This window comes from Streptomyces speibonae (assembly GCF_984686075.1).
The window spans coordinates 2,486,544-2,501,244 of the sequence record NZ_OZ480260.1; the positions used below are offsets into that span (position 1 = coordinate 2,486,544).

The 14,701-nt window shown below is 74.0% G+C and carries 10 protein-coding genes; 7 read left to right on the forward strand and 3 right to left on the reverse strand.

Annotation, left to right across the window (positions count from 1 at the left end; genetic code table 11):
* The first annotated feature begins 67 nt into the window (after window positions 1–67).
* The 5 genes from glgX to AC5L3C_RS10900 all read left to right on the forward strand — a co-directional run bounded on the left by glgX (window position 68) and on the right by AC5L3C_RS10900 (window position 9,568).
* Window positions 68–2,359 carry a glycogen debranching protein GlgX gene (glgX, locus tag AC5L3C_RS10880; protein WP_493648724.1) on the forward strand — a complete coding sequence of 764 codons (2,292 nt, stop codon included), beginning with the start codon at window positions 68–70 and terminating at the stop codon, window positions 2,357–2,359.
* Between the two features lie 72 nt (window positions 2,360–2,431).
* The gene (locus tag AC5L3C_RS10885) at window positions 2,432–4,219 is read left to right on the forward strand and encodes an ABC transporter ATP-binding protein (RefSeq protein WP_493648726.1); all 1,788 of its coding nucleotides are present in this window, start codon (window positions 2,432–2,434) and stop codon (window positions 4,217–4,219) included.
* The gene (locus AC5L3C_RS10890; protein WP_493648727.1) at window positions 4,216–6,066 is read left to right on the forward strand and encodes an ABC transporter ATP-binding protein; all 1,851 of its coding nucleotides are present in this window, start codon (window positions 4,216–4,218) and stop codon (window positions 6,064–6,066) included. The genes AC5L3C_RS10885 and AC5L3C_RS10890 overlap by 4 nt, the downstream gene beginning before the upstream one ends.
* Window positions 6,067–6,104: 38 nt before the next feature.
* A complete protein-coding gene (locus AC5L3C_RS10895) occupies window positions 6,105–7,814 on the forward strand; it encodes an ABC transporter transmembrane domain-containing protein (RefSeq protein ID WP_493648729.1) in 1,710 nt (569 codons plus the stop codon).
* Window positions 7,811–9,568: an ABC transporter ATP-binding protein gene (locus AC5L3C_RS10900; RefSeq protein ID WP_493648731.1), complete on the forward strand. Its 1,758-nt coding sequence runs from the start codon at window positions 7,811–7,813 to the stop codon at window positions 9,566–9,568. Before AC5L3C_RS10895 ends, AC5L3C_RS10900 begins: the two co-directional genes overlap by 4 nt.
* 16 nt (window positions 9,569–9,584) lie before the next feature.
* Here the strand turns inward: AC5L3C_RS10900 and AC5L3C_RS10905 are convergent, their stop codons facing one another.
* The 3 genes from AC5L3C_RS10905 to AC5L3C_RS10915 are packed head-to-tail and all read right to left on the reverse strand — an operon-like array spanning window position 9,585 to window position 12,294.
* Window positions 9,585–10,127: a GerMN domain-containing protein gene (locus AC5L3C_RS10905; protein WP_493648733.1), complete on the reverse strand. Its 543-nt coding sequence runs from the start codon at window positions 10,125–10,127 to the stop codon at window positions 9,585–9,587.
* Window positions 10,124–11,596 (reverse strand): sensor histidine kinase, encoded by a 1,473-nt coding sequence (locus tag AC5L3C_RS10910; RefSeq protein WP_493648735.1) that lies wholly within the window; start codon window positions 11,594–11,596, stop codon window positions 10,124–10,126. Before AC5L3C_RS10910 ends, AC5L3C_RS10905 begins: the two co-directional genes overlap by 4 nt.
* Window positions 11,596–12,294 carry a response regulator gene (locus AC5L3C_RS10915; protein ID WP_493648737.1) on the reverse strand — a complete coding sequence of 233 codons (699 nt, stop codon included), beginning with the start codon at window positions 12,292–12,294 and terminating at the stop codon, window positions 11,596–11,598. Before AC5L3C_RS10915 ends, AC5L3C_RS10910 begins: the two co-directional genes overlap by 1 nt.
* 138 nt (window positions 12,295–12,432) lie before the next feature.
* On the opposite strand from AC5L3C_RS10915, the gene AC5L3C_RS10920 reads away from it, so the two are divergent.
* Window positions 12,433–13,254, forward strand: coding sequence for an SGNH/GDSL hydrolase family protein (locus AC5L3C_RS10920; protein WP_493648739.1), 822 nt, complete (start codon window positions 12,433–12,435; stop codon window positions 13,252–13,254).
* Between the two features lie 49 nt (window positions 13,255–13,303).
* On the forward strand, window positions 13,304–14,557 hold the full coding sequence (locus tag AC5L3C_RS10925; RefSeq protein WP_493648740.1) for an acyltransferase family protein: 1,254 nt from the start codon (window positions 13,304–13,306) through the stop codon (window positions 14,555–14,557).
* Window positions 14,558–14,701: the final 144 nt, after the last annotated feature.

Genomic DNA, 14,701 nt, shown 5'->3' on the forward strand with positions numbered 1-14,701 from the left:
CGAGCCGCTGAACGGGCCGCCACCCCCTGTCCGCCGCCGTCCCCCACGAGCCGCGGGAGGCTGACAGGTGTCCAGCGCAGCCGAGCAGGAGGCGGTGGCCGGAGAGCGGGCCACCGGGGACGGGCACCCGGCCGCCGTCGTGAACGGCGCGCGGCCGGCGCCGCCCGTCCCCACGGTGCCCGTGCGGCCGGGACGGCCGACGCCGCTGGGTGCCCGGTTCCGGGTGGGCCCGGACGGGGTGGCGGGGACCAACTTCGCGTTGTGGGCGGGCGGCGCGGAGGGCGTCGAGCTGTGTCTGTTCGACGAGCACGGCAGGGAGAGCAGGGCCCGGCTCACCGAGCTGACGCACGGCATCTGGCACGGCTTCGTGCCGGGGGTGCGGCCCGGCCGGCGCTACGGCTACCGGGTGCACGGCCGCTGGGACCCGTGGACCGGCGCCCGCTGGAATCCGGCGAAGCTGCTCCTCGATCCCTACGCCCGCGCGGTGGACGCCGGCCCGGGCGACGACTACGGCTCGCTGCCGCCGGAGGTGTACGGGCACGTCCGGGACTGGCCGGAGCAGCATGTCGCGGACACCGTGCGCGACGACCGGGACTCGGCGCCGTACGTCCCCAAGGGGGTGGTCGTCCACGATGACGGGCCCGACGACGAATGGGCCGACGACCGCCGGCCGAAGACACCGTGGGCGGACTCCGTCATCTACGAGCTGCACGTCAAGGGCTTCACGCAGCGCCATCCCGGCATCCCCGAGGAGCTGCGCGGCACCTACGCGGGGCTGGCGCACCCCGCCGCGATCGCGCATCTGACCGCGCTCGGGGTCACGGCCGTGGAGCTGCTGCCGGTGCACCAGTTCGCCCACGAGGACCATCTGCTGCGCCGGGGGCTGCGCAACTACTGGGGCTACAACTCCATCGGCTACTTCGCCCCGCACGCCGGCTACGCGGCCTCCGGGACGGCCGGGCAGCAGGTCGGCGAGTTCAAGCGGATGGTGCGCGCCCTGCACGCGGCCGGGATCGAGGTGATCCTCGACGTGGTCTACAACCACACCGCGGAGGCGGGCGAGCTGGGCCCCACCCTGTCCCTGAAGGGCATCGACAACCGCGGCTACTACCGCCTCCAGCCCGACGCCCGCAGATACGCCGACTACACCGGCTGCGGCAACACCCTGCACGTCGTCCAGCCGCACGTGCTGCGACTGATCACGGACTCCCTGCGCTACTGGGTGACGGAGATGGGCGTCGACGGCTTCCGCTTCGACCTGGCGGCCGCGCTGGCCCGTTCGATGCACGACGTCGACATGCTGTCGCCGTTCCTCGCGGTGATCGCGCAGGACCCGGTGCTGCGCCGGGTGAAGCTGATCGCCGAGCCGTGGGACGTCGGCTCCGGCGGCTATCAGGTGGGCGCGTTCCCGCCGCTGTGGACGGAGTGGAACGACCGGTACCGCGACACCGTGCGGGACTTCTGGCGGCACGCGCTGCCGGATGTGCGGGAGATGGGCTACCGGCTGTCCGGGTCGAGCGACCTGTACGCCTGGGGCGGACGGCGCCCCTACGCCTCGGTCAACTACGTCACCGCGCACGACGGCTTCACCCTGCGCGACCTGGTGTCGTACGACCGCAAGCACAACGAGGCCAACGGCGAGGGCAACCGGGACGGCACGGACGACAACCGCTCCTGGAACTGCGGCGCGGAGGGCGGGACGGACGACCCCGGCGTACGGGCGCTGCGGCGGCGGCAGCTGCGGAACCTGCTGACCACGCTGCTGCTGTCGACGGGCGTGCCGATGCTGGTCGCCGGCGACGAGATGGGCCGCACCCAGCGCGGCAACAACAACGCCTACTGCCAGGACAACGAGACCGGCTGGGTGGACTGGAGCCTGCTGGACGACCCCGAGTGGCGGCCGCTGTTCGAGCTGACCTCCCGCCTGATCGCCCTGCGCCACCGGCATCCGGTGCTGCGCCGCCGCTCCTTCTTCTCCGGCCGGGCGCACTCCGCGGACGGGCTGCGCGACCTCGCCTGGTTCACCCCGCAGGGCACGGAGATGACCGAGGGCGACTGGTACGCGCCGGCCGCCACGCTCGGCATGTTCCTCTCCGGGCGGGACATCCCGGGGCGCGACGAGCGGGGTGCGCCGATCCTCGACGACAGCTTTCTGGCCGTCCTCCACGCGGGTGGAGATCCCGTGGAGTTCGCGCTCCCGGGGGCACCGTGGGCCCAGCGGTACGAGGTGGTCGTCGACACCGCGCGGGAGGAGCAGGAGGCGGCCCCGACGGTGGAACACCGCGCGGGGACACGGATCACGGTGCCGGAACGGTCGGTGCTGCTGCTGCGGGTGCTGCCCCGTCCGCGCAGGTCGTAGGACCAACGGACGAACACGGTCCGGCCGAAACTCGGTGGGCAGTGTCAGTGGCGATCCGTAGGCTCGCTGCTGATGCCCACGACACCTCCTCCCCCGGAAACCCGCTCCGCCGTGCGCACGCTGCTGCGGCTGTGGCCGTACGTACGGCCCGTGCGGGCGCGGCTGTTCACCGCCGCGTTCGTCGCGATCCTCGCCTCCTGCACAGGGCTGCTCATCCCCCTCGTCCTGAAGTGGATGGTGGACGGCCCGGTCGCCGACCGGGACCCGGCGGGAGTGTGGCTGGGCGCGCTGTACCTGCTGCTGCTCGGGCTCGCGGAGGCGCTGCTGTTCGGGTTCCGGCGGTGGCTGGTGGCCCGTCCGCTGTCGCACGTCGAGGCGGAGATGCGGGCGCATCTGTACCGGCATCTGCAGCGGCTGCCGGTCGCCTTCCACGACCGGTGGCCGTCGGGGCAGCTGCTGTCGCGGGCGACGACGGATCTGATGCTGCTGCGCATGTTCCTGGCGTTTCCGTTGACGTTCCTGCTGGTCAACGGGGTCACGATCCTGGTCGGCGTGAGCATCATGCTGGTGCAGGACTGGACGCTGGGGCTGGTCATCCTGGTACCGGCGGCGCCGGTGCTGATCACGTGCGTGGTGTTCGAGAAGCGGTACTCCGGTGCGGCGCGGCGGGCACAGGACCAGGTGGGTGATCTGACGACGGTGGTCGAGGAGAGTGTGCTCGGCATCCGGATCATCAAGGGGTTCGGACGGCACCGGAGCCAGGCGCGGGCGTTCCGGGAGCTGTCGGGGAGGCTGCGGGGGACGGAGCTGCACAAAGCGCGGCTGCTGGCGACGATCATGGGCGTCATCGTGACGCTGCCGGAGCTGGCGATCGGGGCGGCGCTGGTGCTGGGGGCCGTGCGGGTGGCGGACGGGTCGCTGTCCGCGGGAACGTTGGTGGCGTTCCTGTCGACGGCGCTGGCGCTGCGGTGGCCGGTGGACTCGATCGGTTTCCTCCTGGCGATGAGCCAGGAGGCGGCGACGGCTACGGAACGGTACTTCGAGGTCATGGACGCGGAGCCCGAGTCGGGGGTGCTCGGGGGCCGGGAGCGCAGCCCGGCGTTGCGGGGTGCCGGGTTGGTATTCGACACGGTCAGCTTCCGGTACCCCGACGCGCCCGCCGATTCCCCGCCCGTGCTGCACGGGATCGACCTGCACATCCGCCGTGGGGAATCGCTCGCGCTCGTCGGGGCGACCGGGAGCGGGAAGACCACGCTCACCGCGCTCGTGCCCCGGCTGCACGAGGTGACCTCCGGACGCATCACCCTCGAGGGGCAGGACATCGCGGAGATGTCGAGGGAGGAGCTGCGCTCCCGCGTCGCCGTCGCCTTCGAGGAACCCACCCTCTTCTCCGCGAGCGTCGGCGAGAACGTGCTGATGGGCGGCGGATCCGGCGCCGACGACCTCGGCCGGGCCCTCGCCGTCGCCCAGGCCGACTTCGCGCACGCGCTCCCGCAGGGCGTGGACACCCAGGTCGGCGAGCAGGGCCTCAGCCTCTCCGGCGGCCAGCGCCAGCGCCTCGCGCTGGCCCGTGCCGTCGTCGGACGCCCCGACTTCCTCGTCCTGGACGACCCGCTGTCCGCGCTCGACGTGCACACGGAGGCCGCGGTGGAGGCCGCCCTGCGCCGGGTGCTCGCGGACACCACGGCCCTCATCGTGGCGCACCGCCCCTCCACGGTCCTGCTCGCCGACCGCGTCGCCCTGCTCTCCGGCGGCCGGATCACCGCGGTCGGCACGCACCACGAACTGCTGCGCACCCACCCCGAGTACGCGCACCTCATGTCCGGCGACCCGGCCGCGGAACAGGAGTACCAGCGATGACGGCGGCCACCACCGCACCGGTCCGGGACGAGGACGACGGCCCGACGCCGGAGTCGGGCGACCCCTTCGACCGGGATCAGCTGCCCGCTCCCCCGGGTGCCACCGGCACGCTGCTGCGTTCCCTGCTCACGCCGATGCGGGGCAGGGTCGCCGTCACCGCGCTGTTGCTGCTGCTCCAGCAGGCCGCGGTCCAGGCGGGCCCGCTGCTGGTGGCGTACGCCATCGACCGGGCCGTGCCCGCGTTCCGCGCGGACGACAACGGGCCGCTGATCGCGGTGGCGGCGGGCTATCTGCTGTGCGCGGTGGCGGCGGGGGCGCTGCAGTACGCGTTCGTCACGGCGTCGGCCCGGGTCAGCCAGGACGTCCTGCTCGATCTGCGCGGCCGGATCTTCCGCCACGCCCAGGAGCTCAGCGTCGACTTCCACGAGCGCTACACCTCGGGCCGGCTCATCTCCCGCTCCACCACCGACGTCGAGTCGCTGCGGGAACTGCTGGAGGAGGGCCTGCAGGAGCTGGTGACGGTCACGCTGTCGGCGATCTACATCTCGGTGCTGCTGCTCTGGCTTGACCTGGGCCTCGGGGCCGTCGCGGTGGCGTCCTTCGTGCCGCTGTATCTGCTCATCCGCTCCTACCGGCGGCGGGCGGCGCGGGTGTACCGGAAGCGGTCGACGGCCATCGCCGCGGTGATCGTGAAGTTCGTCGAGACGATGAACGGCATCCGGCCGGTGCACGCCTTCCGCCGGGAGGCCGCGAACGACGCCGACTTCGCGGTGCTCAACCGGCGGCACGAACGGACCAACGGCGACGCGCTCCTCGAGATGGCCCGCTACGTGGTGGGCTCGCGGGTCACCGCGAACACCACGGTGGCGCTGATCGTGCTCTGGGGCGCCTACCGGGTGGCGGACGGGTCGCTGGAACTCGGTGTGCTGGCGGCCGCGGTGCTGTATCTGCGGCGGCTGTACGACCCGATCGACCGGCTCGGCATGTTCCTCAACTCCTACCAGTCGGCGGCGGCCTCGCTGGAGAAGATCGCCGGTCTGCTGGCGCAGACCCCGACGGTGCCGGAACCGGTCCGCCCCCGAGAGCTTCCCGAGCGGCGCGCCGGCCTCCCCGGCCGCGAGGTCGACTTCGACGGCGTGCGGTTCGCCTACCGCACCGGCGGCGAGGTGCTCCCCCGCTTCGGCCTCACCCTCCCGGCCGGACAGACCGTCGCCGTCGTCGGCTCGACCGGCGCGGGCAAGTCGACGCTGGCCAAGCTGCTCGCCCGGTTCTACGACCCCACCGAAGGCCGTGTGCTGCTCGACGGCGTCGACCTGCGCGACCTGACGGGACGCGGGCTGCGGCGCGAGGTGGTGATGGTGACGCAGGAGGCGTTCCTGTTCTCCGGGACGGTCGCGGAGAACATCGCCCTCGGCCGGCCGGACGCCACCCGCGCGGAGATCGAGCGGGCGGCGAAGGAGATCGGGGCGCACGACTTCATCGCCGCCCTGCCCGACGGCTACGACACCGACGTCCGCAAGCGCGGCGGCCGCATCTCGGCCGGCCAGCGCCAACTGGTCTCCTTCGCCCGCGCGTTGCTGGCCGACCCGGCCGTCCTCATCCTGGACGAGGCGACCAGCTCCCTGGACGTGCCCGGTGAGCGGGCGGTGCAGCGGGCGATGGCGACGGTGCTGAAGGGGCGTACGGCGGTGGTGATCGCCCACCGGCTGTCGACCGTCGAGATCGCCGACCGGGTGCTGGTCATGGAGCGGGGACGGATCGTGGAGGACGGCAGCCCGTCCGAACTCATCGACCGCACCGGCAGGTTCGCCGACCTGCACCGGGCGTGGCGGGACAGTCTGGCCTAGGGCCGAGCGGGAAGGACGGGGCACGGGGGAATGGCCGCATGATCGACGCGTACGAGGATCCGGGCACGCCCGACAGCCGGGGCGGGGCCCGGTATCTGTGGTGGCTGGTGCGGCGGCAGCCGGGGCGGTGCGCCGCGGGAGCCGTGTTCGGCAGTGTGTGGATGGTGGGTCTCGCGGCCACGCCCTACCTGATGGCGCGGGCGGTGGACGACGGCCTCGCGCCCGGTGACACGGGGGCGCTGGCGCTGTGGACCGGGGCGCTGTTCGCGGTGAACGGGTTCAACTCCTGGCTGAGCATCATGCGGCACCGCACCATGACGCGGGTGCGCATGGACGCCAACTTCCGCACGGTGAAGGTGGTGGTCGGGCAGACGGTCCGGCTGGGTGCCTCGCTGGAGCGGCGGACCGGGACCGGGGAGGTCGTCACCATCGGGGTGGGCGATGTGCAGGTGATCGCCCAGTCGCTCACCGCCGTCGGGCCGGGGGTCGGCGCGGTCGTGGCGTACGCGGTGGTGGCGGGGCTGCTGTGGTCGGTGTCGCCGCTGCTGGCGGTGGTCGTGCTGCTCGGGGTGCCGGTGATCGGTCTCGTCGTGGGGCCGCTGACGGGGCGGCTGCGGGGGACGGAGACGGAGTACCGGGAACGCCAGGGGGTGCTGACGGCGCGGATCGGTGATCTCGCGGGCGGGCTGCGGGTGCTGAGCGGGCTCGGCGGGAAGAGCCTGGTCTCCGAGGCGTTCCGCCGGGACTCGGGGCGGCTGCGGGAGCAGGGGTACCGGGTCGGGGCGGTCACGAGCTGGATCCAGGCGCTCTCCGCGGGCCTGCCGACGCTGTTCCTGGCCGGCGTCACCTGGATCGCGGCACGGCTGGCCGCGCAGGGCACGATCTCGGTGGGCGAGCTGGTGTCGGTGTACGGCTATGTGGCCGTACTGGTGTGGCCGGTGATGTTCCTCATCGAGTGCGGGTACCAGCTGAGCCGCGGTGTGGTGGCCGGGCGGCGGGTCGCGGCGCTGCTGCGGCTGGAGCCGCCGGCCGACGCCGCCACCGCCGACCCGCCGGCCGAGCCCTCCACGCTGGAGGACCCGGAGTCCGGGGTGCGGGTACTGCCGGGCCGGCTGACCGCGCTGGTCACCGCGCGGCCCGCCGACGCGCTCGCCGTGGTCGACCGCCTCGGCCGGTACGCGCCGTCGGCGGCCACCTGGGGCGGGGTGCGGCTGGACGGGATCGCGCTCGCCCGGGTGCGGGAGCGGATCCTGGTCGCCGACGCCGAGGCGGACCTGTTCGCCGGTCCGCTGCGGGAGGTGGTGGCCGGGCGCGCCGACGCGTCGGACGAGGAGGTGCTGCGCGCGCTGCACGCGGCCGCCGCCGACGACGTGGTGCAGGGGCTGCCCGAGGGGCTCGCCTCGACGGTGTCCGCGCAGGGCCGCAGCCTCTCCGGCGGTCAGCGGCAACGGGTGCGCTGGGCACGGGCGTTGCTGGCCGACCCGGAGGTGCTGCTGGCCGTGGAGCCGACCTCGGCGCTCGACGCGCACACCGAGGCCACGGTCGCCGACCGGCTGCGCGAGGCCCGCCGGGGCCGTACGACGCTGCTGGTGACCTCCTCGCCGCTGGTGCTCACGCGGGCCGACGAGGTGGTCTTCCTGGTCGACGGGAAGGCCGTCGCGCGCGGCGCTCACCAGCGGCTTCTCGACGAGGAGCCCGGCTACCGGGATCTGGTGGCCCGGGACACCGAAGCGGAGGCCGTGCGATGAGCGGGGAGCGGCTGCCGCTGGCCGCGCCCGCCGATGTGCGGCGGGCCGCGGTGGGGCTGGTGCGGGCGGACCGGCGGGCCTTCGCCGGGGTGCTGGCGCTGAACGGGCTGGCGGCCGTGGCGGGGCTGGCCGGGCCCTGGCTGCTGGGGCGGATCATCGACGAAGTGCGGGACGGGGGCGGCGTGGCGGTGGTGGACCGGCTGGCGCCGGTCATCCTGCTGTGCGCCGTCGCGCAGTTGCTGCTGTCGCGCTGGGCCCGGTACGTGGGGCACCGGTTCGGGGAGCGGACGCTGGCCCGGGTGCGGGAGCGGTTCGTGGACCGGGCGCTGGCGCTGCCCTCGTCGGTGGTGGAGCGGGCCGGTACCGGCGATCTGACGGCGCGGGGCACGGGGGACGTCACCACCGTGGGCACGACCCTGCGGGACGCGGGCCCCTCGCTGCTGGTCAACGCCGTGCAGTCGCTGTTCGTCATGGGCGCGGTGCTGGTGGTGGATCCGCTGCTGGGGGCGCTCGGGCTGCTCGGGCTGACGCCGATCTGGCTGGTGCTGCGCTGGTATCTGCACCGGGCCCGCGACGCCTATCTCGCCGAGGGGGCGGCGAACTCGGACGTGGCGGAGATCATCGCGGCGACGGCGGCGGGGGCCCGCACGGTGGAGGCGTTCGGGCTGCGGGAACGGCGCGTGCGGGCCGCCCGGGACGCGCTGGAGACCTCCCGGCGCACCCGCTTCCACGCGCTGTTCCTGCGCACGGTGTTCTTCCCGGTGGTCGAGGTGTCGTACGTCGTGCCGGTGGCCGGGGTGCTGCTGTTCGGCGGGTGGCTGCACCAGCGGGGCATGGTGAGCCTCGGGGCGGTGGTGGCGGCCTCCCTGTATCTGCTGCAGTTGAGCGGGCCGCTGGACGAGGTGCTGATGCGGCTGGAGCAGCTCCAGTCGGGCGGCGCCTCCTTCGCCCGGGTGGAGGGCCTGGTGCGGGCGCCGCGCGCGGCCGAGCGGACGGACATCCCGGATCCGGACGGCGACCGCATCGACGTGACCGGCGTGCGCTACGCCTACGACGGGGGCGGCGAGGTGCTGCGCGGGGTCGACCTGACCGTGCGACCGGGTGAGCGGCTGGCGATGGTGGGGCCGTCCGGTGCGGGCAAGACCACGCTGAGCCGGCTGCTGGCGGGCGTGGACGCGCCGACCGCGGGGACGGTGACCGTGGGCGGGGTGCCGGTGGCCGGTCTCGACCCGGAGCGGCTGCGGCGGCAGGTGGTGCTGGTCACCCAGGAGCACCATGTGTTCCTCGGTTCGGTCCGTGACAATCTGCGGATCGCCGAACCGGCCGCCGACGACGAGCGGGTGTGGGCGGCGCTGGCGGTGGTCGGCGCCGACGCGTGGGTGCGGGAGCTGCCGGAGGGGCTGGACACCGAGCTGGGCGAGGGCGGCCACGCCACCGACGGCTCCCAGGCGCAGCAACTGGCGCTGGCCCGGGTGGTGCTGGCCGATCCGCACACGCTGATCCTGGACGAGGCCACCGCGCTGCTCGACCCCACGACCGCGCGGCACACCGAGCGTGCGCTGGCCGCCGTCCTCCAGGGCCGTACGGTCATCGCGGTCGCGCACCGGCTGCACACCGCGCACGACGCGGACCGGGTGGCCGTGATGGAGGACGGCCGGCTCACCGAACTGGGCACGCACGACGACCTGGTGGCGGCCGGCGGGGTGTACGCGTCCCTGTGGCACTCCTGGCACGGCGACCGCCCCGCGTCCTGACCGGTCCCGGACCCGCTCAGCGCATGACGGGCACCGCGTCGCCCTCCGGCCCGCAGCGGACGGTCCAGGGCGCCCGGGTCCGGGTGAGGTCCTCGTGGACGCGGATGTCGACCTCGGTGGCGGGCCGGTCCCCGGGGACGTCGGCGTGGGCGGCGGTGCAGGCGAGCTGGCTGATCGCCGTCACGTCCAGCTCGCCCGTGCCGACCGTGCCGGGCACGACGAGGTCGACCGCCCCGGTCGTCGCGGTGACGGTCAGCAGTCCCTCCATGGGCGGCACCTCGCTGGTCAGGCCCCGCTCCTTCTCGGCCCGGGTGGGGCCCTCGAGGAGGAGGTCGAGCGCCTGCTTCGGGGTGAGGGGCCGGGCGACGGGCCGGGTGACGGCGCGGATGCCGTACGGGCCGGAGAAGTACAGGCGCACCGAGCGGTCCTCGTCGCCGGGCCGCTGGACGCCCGAGGCGGGGGCGCCCGCCCGCGCGGGACCGGAAGGGCTGATGCCGCAGGCGGAGGCGAGGACCGCGAGCAGCACGGCGAGCAGAGCGCGTCGGGTACGGGATGTCATGGGCGCTCCCGCGGGATGCCGGCGAGGGGAAGGGTGAGGGTGAACACGGCTCCGCCGCCGGGGGCGTTGGCCGCGGTGAGCGTGCCGCCGTGCAGGACGGCGTTCTCGTAGGTGAGGGCGAGGCCCAGGCCGCTGCCCTCGGAGCGGGTGCGGGCGGTGTCGGCCTTGTAGAAGCGTTCGAAGACGTGCGGCAGCGCCTCCTCGGGGATGCCGGGGCCGTGGTCGGTGACGGTGAGCTCGGCCCGGCCGTGCGCGGCGCGGGCGGAGACGGTGACCGGGGGCAGCCCGTGGCGCAGCGCGTTGCCGACCAGGTTGGCCAGGACCACGTCGATGCGCCGGGGGTCGACGCGGACCGGGACCGGTGCGTGCAGGAGGGCGGTGACGCGCGGGTCGTCGGTCCAGCCGCGCACCTGGAGGGTCTTGGCCACGATGGTGCGCAGGTCCACGTCCTCCATGTGGACCCGGGCGGCTCCGGCGTCGAAGCGGGAGACCTCCATCAGGTCCTCGACCAGGCGGGCCAGGGTGCGGGTCTCGGCGCTGATGAGGCGGACGGCGTCGGCGGTGTCGGGGGGCAGGGTGCCGGAGGCGGCGTCCTCGTCGAGCACTTCGGTGACGGCGGACATGGCGGCCAGCGGCGTGCGCAGTTCGTGGGCGACGTCGGCGGCGAAGCGGCGTGCCTGTGCCTCCATGCGGCGCAGTTCGGCGTCGTCCTTCTCGAGGGTGGTGGCCATGGTGTTGAAGGAGCGGGTGAGGGCGGCGAGTTCGTCGTGGCCGTCGGCGTCGAGTCGGGTGCCGAGCTCTCCGGCGGTGATGCGTTCGGCGCCGTGCCGCAGGCGCCGTACGGGACGCAGCACGCTGCGGGCGGCGAGCAGGGCCGGTACGAGGGCGAGCAGCAGCGCGGCGAGCGCGCCGGCCTGCGCGGCGGTGACCAGGGCGGCGACGTCGGTCTCGTCGTCGTCGAGCGGGAAGGAGACGTAGGCCGTCAGCCCGGAGAGCCGGTCCCCGGCGTCGGTGGTGCCGGCGGCGTCGGCGTAGGCGACGGGCATGCCGACGGCCAGCCAGGAGCGGCCCCGGTGTTCGACGTACTGGTAGGTCGCCGACCCGTCGTCCTGGACGGCGCGGCGGAGCGCGCCGGGCACCGGCGGGGTGTCCTCGGTGCGCGAGACCAGGGGGCCGTCCCGGTAGGCGGCGGCCGCGTGCCAGTCCCGGCTGCCGCCCGCCCGGTCGAGCTGTCCGGTCAGGTCCCGCAGGTCCTCGGCGGCGGGCGGGAGGGTCAGTTCGGGGGCGAGGGAGCCGAGCTGGGTGCGCAGGTCGGTGACGGCGGCGTTGCGGGTGCGCTCCAGGATCGCGGAGCGGGCCTGCTGGAAGGTGAGGCCCGCGGTGAGCAGCGCGCCGAACGCGGCGGCGAGCAGGAAGGCGATGACGAACCTGGTCCGCAGGCCCTGGGGGAGGCGGAGCCGGAGGGCCATCACACGGGTCCGAAGCGGTAGCCGAAGCCGCGCACGGTCTGCACGTACACCGGCTTGCGGGGCTCGTCCTCGATCTTGGCGCGCAGCCGCATCACACAGGCGTCGACGAGGCGGACGTCGCCGTAGTACGAGTGCTCCCAGACCTGTTCCAGGAGCTGCTGACGGGAGTAGACCTGGCCGGGGGCGGCCGTGAGGAACAGCAGCAGCTTCAGTTCGGAGGGCGCGAGCGCCAGTTCCGTGCCGTGCTTGGCGACGACCAGGGAGGCGCGGTCCACGGTGAGGCCGCCGTGCTCCTCGGGCCCGCCGGGGGCGGGTGCCCCGGGGCTGTCCTGGGCGGGCGCGACCCGGCGCAGGACGGCCTTCATCCGGGCGGCGAGGATCTCCGGGCCGGCCGGTTTGACGATGTAGTCGTCGGCGCCGGCCTCGAGGCCGACGATCATGTCGATCTCGTCGCCGCGCGCGGAGAGGATGATGACGGGGAGCTGCTGGTCCTCCCGGATCCTGCGGCACACCTCCAGGCCGCTCATCCGGGGCAGCATCAGGTCGAGCAGGACCAGGTCGGGCCGGCGGCGCTGAAGCGCCAGCAGTCCGGTCTCGCCGCTGCCGGCGACCTCCACCTCGTGCCCCCGGCGCTTCAGCGCGAGGGTCACCCCCTTCTGCACGGCGGGGTCGTCTTCGATGAGCAGGACTCGGACCATGGGTGGTGCGCTCTTCTCCGGCGGGGCTGCGGCGTTCTTGACCAGGATGCTGGAAGCGTATGACGCCTGTTTCCGCGCCGTGTGAGGAAACGATGACAGAGGTTCCGGGCGGCGCGGGCGTCGTCTGTGCTCGAGGGCATGAACTTCGACAACCTTCCCCTCCCCCGCCGTACCGCACGACTGGCCCTGGTGTCGGCGGCGGCGCTGCTCGCGCTGACCGCCTGCCAGGACTCGGGGGACTCCGCCGGCGCCCCGGACGGCGACGCCGGCACCTCCGTCGCCGGCTCCGACGCCCGCGGAGCCGAAGAGAAGAACGACGCCAGGCCGCAGCGGCTGCTGTGGATGGGCGACTCCATCAGCGAGGCGCAGGCACCGGCCGTGGAGGCGGCCATGCGGGCCGCCGGCACGGAGTTCGAGTCGATGGCCTCCACCGGCGGCGGCGGGGTGGTCGGCGAGATCGCGGAACCCACCTGGAAGGCGCTGCCGAAGTCGCTGACGTCGTTCCGGCCGGACGTCGTCGCCTACCAGATCACCACCTACGACTGGGGCACGCCCGACGAGCAGCGCGCCGCCTACACGCGGCTGGCCGAGGCCGTCACCGACGCGGGCGCCGAACTGCTCCTCGTGTCCGCTCCCCCGTTCAAGGTGGGCGACTTCTACAAGCCGCACGAGGCCGAGATCAAGGCCGCGCCGAAGACGGCGAAGGCCGTCGCGGACGAGCAGGGCGAGGCGGTCCGCTTCGTCGACTCCGCCTCCCTGTGGGGCACCGACAGCGACGCGGCCATGGCCCAGCGCAGCAAGGACGGCATCCACTCCTGCCAGCAGGGGTCGGCCGCCTTCGCCCAGTGGTTCGGCAAGGAGCTCCACAAGCTCTACGGCTTCACCCCGGCGGACGCGGAGAAGTGGGCCACCGGCTCCTGGACCGGCGAGAAGGTCTACAGCCAACTCGGTTGTGCGTAACGCACAACGGCGACCGCTTCGACCCCACCCTCCCTGGAGACCCGCACCCATGCAGACGGCACCCCCTAAGACGACGCACCGGCGCACCGCCGGGCCCGCGGCGACCGCCGGGCGGCGGCACATCGCACCGCTGGACGGGCTGCGGGGCGCGGCCGTCCTGGGGGTGCTGTTCTTCCACGCCGGTCATCTCGGCGGCGGCTTCCTCGGCGTCGACCTGTTCTTCGTCCTGTCCGGTTTCCTGATCACCGGCCTGTTGCTGAAGGAGGCGCGGGAGGGCGGCGGCCGTATCGATCTCGTCGCGTTCTGGGGACGGCGTGCGCGCCGTCTGCTGCCGGCGCTCGCCGTCATGGTGGCGGGCACGCTGCTGCTCGTCCTGGCGTTCGGTCCGCCGCCCCTGCTGCGGTTCGCGCTCGACGACGCCCCCTGGGTGGCGGCCAACCTCACCAACTGGCACTTCGTCAACGATCAGGCCGGTTACTGGAACGGGGCCGACACCCGGGTCTTCGGCCACTTGTGGAGCACCGCCGTGGAGGAGCAGTTCTATCTGCTCTGGCCGCTGGTGGTGGGGCTGCTCGCCCGGGGACGCCATGCGCACCGGCGCATCGCCGTCGTGGCCGGGGCGGGGGCGGTCGGCTCGCTGGTCCTCATGGTCGTCCTCACCGCCGCGGCCGGTCCCGGCGACACGACCCGGGTCTACGAGGGGACCGACACCCGTGCCTTCGCGCTGCTGCTCGGTTCGCTGGCGGCGACGGCACCGGCCGCGCGCCTGTTCGCCCGCGCCCGCGAGGCCGCCCTGGCCTGGACGGGCGCGGTCCTCGCCGTCGGGATCGGGGTGTACTGGGCGCTGGCGGACGGGCAGCGGACCCCGTCGCTGTTCCAGGGTGGCCTGTTCCTGCACTCGCTGGCCGCCGCCCTGCTCATCGGCGCTCTCGCCCGGGCGCCGCGCAGCCCGCTGGGCCGCGCCCTGGCCGTGCCCGTGCTGCGCCGGACCGGAGAGTTGTCGTACAGCCTCTATCTGTGGCACTGGCCGGTGTTCCTGCTGCTCGACGAGGAACGTCTCGGCCTGTCCGGCCGGCCCCGTACGTTCGTCCTGCTCGCCGTGTCCTTCCTGGCGGCCTGGCTGTCGAAGGTGCTGGTGGAGGACCCGGTGCGGTTCCGGGCCGGGTGGGCGCGGGGCCGCCGCGGCGCCCTGGCGCTGGTCGCGACGTTCGCCGCGCTCGCCGCGCTGTGGGCGGCGATCCCCGAACCGCGGACGGGAGACGGATCCGTCGACGTCACACGGCTGATGTCGGCGGACGGCTGATCCTTTCGCCGCCGCTCGGGGCCCCGCACGGCTGATCGTTCCCGCCCCATGTCCGTGGCGGTTCGTATAACGGAACCGGACTCCCGGACAGCGAACGATTTCCGCCAAAATCTTGACGCGCTCCTGACAGCAACCGCGCTCCCC

Excerpts from the sequence above, each read along its gene's own strand:
- AC5L3C_RS10905 (WP_493648733.1), bottom strand. The coding sequence starts at position 10,127 with ATGACATCCCGTACCCGACGCGCTCTGCTCGCCGTGCTGCTCGCGGTC.
- AC5L3C_RS10890 (WP_493648727.1), top strand. The coding sequence starts at position 4,216 with ATGACGGCGGCCACCACCGCACCGGTCCGGGACGAGGACGACGGCCCG.
- AC5L3C_RS10910 (WP_493648735.1), bottom strand. The coding sequence starts at position 11,596 with ATGGCCCTCCGGCTCCGCCTCCCCCAGGGCCTGCGGACCAGGTTCGTC.
- AC5L3C_RS10920 (WP_493648739.1), top strand. The coding sequence starts at position 12,433 with ATGAACTTCGACAACCTTCCCCTCCCCCGCCGTACCGCACGACTGGCC.
- AC5L3C_RS10885 (WP_493648726.1), top strand. The coding sequence starts at position 2,432 with ATGCCCACGACACCTCCTCCCCCGGAAACCCGCTCCGCCGTGCGCACG.
- AC5L3C_RS10925 (WP_493648740.1), top strand. The coding sequence starts at position 13,304 with ATGCAGACGGCACCCCCTAAGACGACGCACCGGCGCACCGCCGGGCCC.
- AC5L3C_RS10895 (WP_493648729.1), top strand. The coding sequence starts at position 6,105 with ATGATCGACGCGTACGAGGATCCGGGCACGCCCGACAGCCGGGGCGGG.
- AC5L3C_RS10900 (WP_493648731.1), top strand. The coding sequence starts at position 7,811 with ATGAGCGGGGAGCGGCTGCCGCTGGCCGCGCCCGCCGATGTGCGGCGG.
- AC5L3C_RS10915 (WP_493648737.1), bottom strand. The coding sequence starts at position 12,294 with ATGGTCCGAGTCCTGCTCATCGAAGACGACCCCGCCGTGCAGAAGGGG.